At 69.2% G+C, this 3,009-nt stretch carries 4 protein-coding genes; 1 reads left to right on the top strand and 3 read right to left on the bottom strand.

Features of this window, described 5'->3' with window-relative positions:
- Together argC and AC3XYG_RS28695 are read right to left on the bottom strand one after the other, a co-directional pair.
- Positions 1-528, bottom strand: a 528-nt coding sequence (gene argC / locus AC3XYG_RS28700; RefSeq protein WP_489143294.1) for an N-acetyl-gamma-glutamyl-phosphate reductase, incomplete at its 3' end; no start/stop codon positions are given.
- A gap of 253 nt (positions 529-781) precedes the next feature.
- Positions 782-1,900: an aminotransferase class I/II-fold pyridoxal phosphate-dependent enzyme gene (locus AC3XYG_RS28695; RefSeq protein WP_489143293.1), complete on the bottom strand. Its 1,119-nt coding sequence runs from the start codon at positions 1,898-1,900 to the stop codon at positions 782-784.
- A gap of 86 nt (positions 1,901-1,986) precedes the next feature.
- Between AC3XYG_RS28695 and AC3XYG_RS28690 the strand changes: the two genes are divergently transcribed.
- The gene (locus AC3XYG_RS28690) at positions 1,987-2,535 is read left to right on the top strand and encodes a helix-turn-helix domain-containing protein (protein WP_489143292.1); all 549 of its coding nucleotides are present in this window, start codon (positions 1,987-1,989) and stop codon (positions 2,533-2,535) included.
- A 157-nt stretch (positions 2,536-2,692) separates the two neighbouring features.
- Here the strand turns inward: AC3XYG_RS28690 and AC3XYG_RS28685 are convergent.
- Positions 2,693-3,009, bottom strand: a 317-nt coding sequence (locus tag AC3XYG_RS28685; RefSeq protein ID WP_489143291.1) for a cupin domain-containing protein, incomplete at its 5' end; no start/stop codon positions are given.

Below are 3,009 nucleotides of genomic sequence, written 5' to 3'. Positions count from 1 at the left end.
GTTCAGAGCGAGGCCGTAAAGGAAGAATGGCGTTGCCGAATCTGAACCCTCATAGCGCGCGATCAGGGTCTTACCGCCGCCGCTGAATCCGCTGACGGCGTTGACAGTGATCGGATGGTCTCGCGGCACCAGGCCGCGATCCACCAGTGGCCGCAGCAACGCAATGGCGCCGGTCGCATAGCAGCCGGGGTTGGAGATGCGCTTCGACCCGGCGATCGCTTCGGCCTGGCCGGGCGCCAGCTCGGGGAAGCCATAGGTCCAGCCCTCGGCGGTGCGATAGGCGGTCGAGGCGTCGATCACCCGCACATCGGGGTTTTCGACCATCGCCACCGCCTCGCGCGCCGCATCGTCCGGCAGGCACAGGATCACGGCGTCGACGGCGTTGAGCAGCCGGCGGCGCGCCACCGGGTCCTTGCGCTCGGCATCGGGCAGGCTGACGATCTCGACATCGCTGCGCTTGGCCATGCGGTCGCGGATCTGCAGCCCCGTGGTCCCAGCCTCGCCATCGATGAACACGGTTGCCGGCATCGCCCTGCCCTCGGAAAGATCGATCGGTCGGGATGACTTATCACATTCCGGGGCCCGGCCGAACCGGCGTCACCGTCATGGCGGGTATCGCCGGGACGATGGTGAAGGGGCGGGATGGCCGCCCTTTGCCTCCCCTTCCCCCACTGTCATTGCCGGGCTTGACCCGGCAATCCAGAAGATGTCGACAGTCTCTGGATGCCCGGATCAAGTCCGGGCATGACAGTTGGAGGAGGCTGCCGTGCCTGTCTCAGCGTCAGCGCCCGGCCTTCAACTCCCGCAGCACGGTGGAGATGCGGTCCAGTGCGGCCGGGGCGTGCTCATAGCCATGGGTGATGCGCAAATGATGCTCGGCGCCGAGATAGACGCCCGGCGCCACCAGCACCGAGGTGCGGCGGCGGATGGCATCGGCGACCGCGACCGAGTCCAGGTCGAGGTGATAGCGGACGAAGCCGAGCGCCGTGGCCGCCGGCGGCACCGCCGAAACCAGGTCCGGATTGGCCGACAGCCAGCGCTCCAGCCCGGCCCAGCCGCTGCGCGACAATTCCCGCTGCCGGCCGACCAGCCGGGCGCGGGTTTCCGGCTTCAGCGCCATCTCGGCCAGCAGCATCGACGGGCCGGCCGCGGCGATGACGACATATTCGTGCCGGCGCCACGCGTCCTCGACCAGATCCTTCGGCCCGACCAGCCAGCCGATGCGCAGGCCGGCCAGGCCATAGGCCTTGGACAGGCTGCCGACCACCACCACCCGCTCATAGCCGCCCCAGAAGCTCGGCGTCTCCACATCGGTCAGGCGTTCGGTGCCGCGATAGACCTCGTCGACATGCAGCCAGGCGCCTGATTTGGCGGCGATGGCGGTGATCCGCGCCGCCTCCTCCGCCGTCAGGATGCTGCCGGTCGGGTTGTTCGGGTTGACGATGGCGATCATCCGGGTGCGCGGGCCGACCGCCGCCTCCAGCGCGTCGAGATCCGGCCGCCAGCCCTGGTCGGGCAGTAGCGGGAAGCTTTTCACGGTGCAGCCGAGGTTGCGGGCGATGCCCCAGACCTGACGGTAGCCCGGCTCCATCACCACGATCTCGTCGCCCGGCGACAGCAGCGCCTGGCACAGGATCTGGTTGGCCTCGGACGCGCCCGTCGTCACCAGCACCTGGTCGGCCTGCGCGCCGGCATAGAGGCTGGCGATCCGGGTCCGCAGCGCGTCGGTGCCGTTGACCTGGGGGTAGAACAGCACCTGGTCCAGCAGCCGGTCGACCGCGCCGGCGCCCAGCACCTCGCGCAGCGTGGCGCAGCGCACCGAGCTGTCGGCAAGGTTGATCTCGACCGTGTGTTCCCACTCCGACTGCCACTGCTCGAGCGCGAAAGGCTGGAAGGTCATCGCCGCATCCCCGGAAATCGATCGCAATCCCATATGCAATATATTACATCTCAATCGGCAACAAGATGTGAAAGCGAGGCCCGGCGATGACATCGTCGCGAGAGGTGCTGGACCGGATCGCCCAGCGGTTGCGCCAGGAGCGCCAGGCGCGCGGCCTGAGCCAGGCGGCGCTGGCCGAGCGCAGCGGCGTGTCGCTGCGCATGCTGGCGCTGATCGAAAAGGCGGAGACGAACCCGAGCATCGCCACGCTGGCGGAGATCGCGACCGGTCTGGGCATCAGCCTCGGCGCCCTGGTCGGCAGCGGCGAGGAGGCGGCGGCCCGGGTGATCCCGCCGCAGGATTTCGCCACGGTGTGGCAATCGCCGGCGGGCAGCGCCCGGCTGCTCGCCTCCGGCGGCAAGGCCGAGCTGTGGGATTGGGCGCTGGCGGCCGGCGCCCGCTACGACGCCGCACCCGACCCGGCCGGCACGATCGAACTGATCCAGGTGCTGGAGGGCGTGCTGGTGCTGGAGGTCGACGGCGCCGTCCACGCCGTTCCCGCCGGCCACGCGCTGCGCCTGGCCAGCGACCGCGCTTACGCCTACCGCGCCGAAAGCGGGCCGGTGCGCTTCGTCAAGGTGGTAAGCCAGACTTGAGCCCGTTTGGTAATGCTACTGGCGCGGCCGCCTGACGGCGGTTTCTCCGCTTCCGGTGCTCACGGACCCAAACGTCCGCTGCGCGCCGGTTCTCGAAACCACCGCCATTCGACTCTCGCCAGCGCATTTCCAAACGGCCTCTGAGCGACACCCGCGCTTAGGGGGCGGAGACCATGATGAGGACCTGGTTGACCGCATCGCGCCCCCGCAGCCGGTGCTTCAACAGGCCGGAGAACTGCAGGAAGTCCCCTTTCGCCAGCACGGTCACCTGGCCGGCGGCATCGACTTCCACCGACCCGTCCACCACGAAGATCATCTCTTCGCCGCCATGGTGGTGTTCGGAATCCCGGACCGCCGCCATCGGCAGGTCGACGATGAAGACATTCGCGGCGCCGGCATCGCCCGGCCGGCTGAGCGGCGAGAACGCATAGCCGGCCTCCTCGGGCGCCATCGTCCGGGCGGGACGGCCATCCC

The sequence above is a fragment of the Inquilinus sp. genome, assembly GCF_057815775.1.
This window is presented reverse-complemented; position numbering and strand designations above follow the sequence as displayed.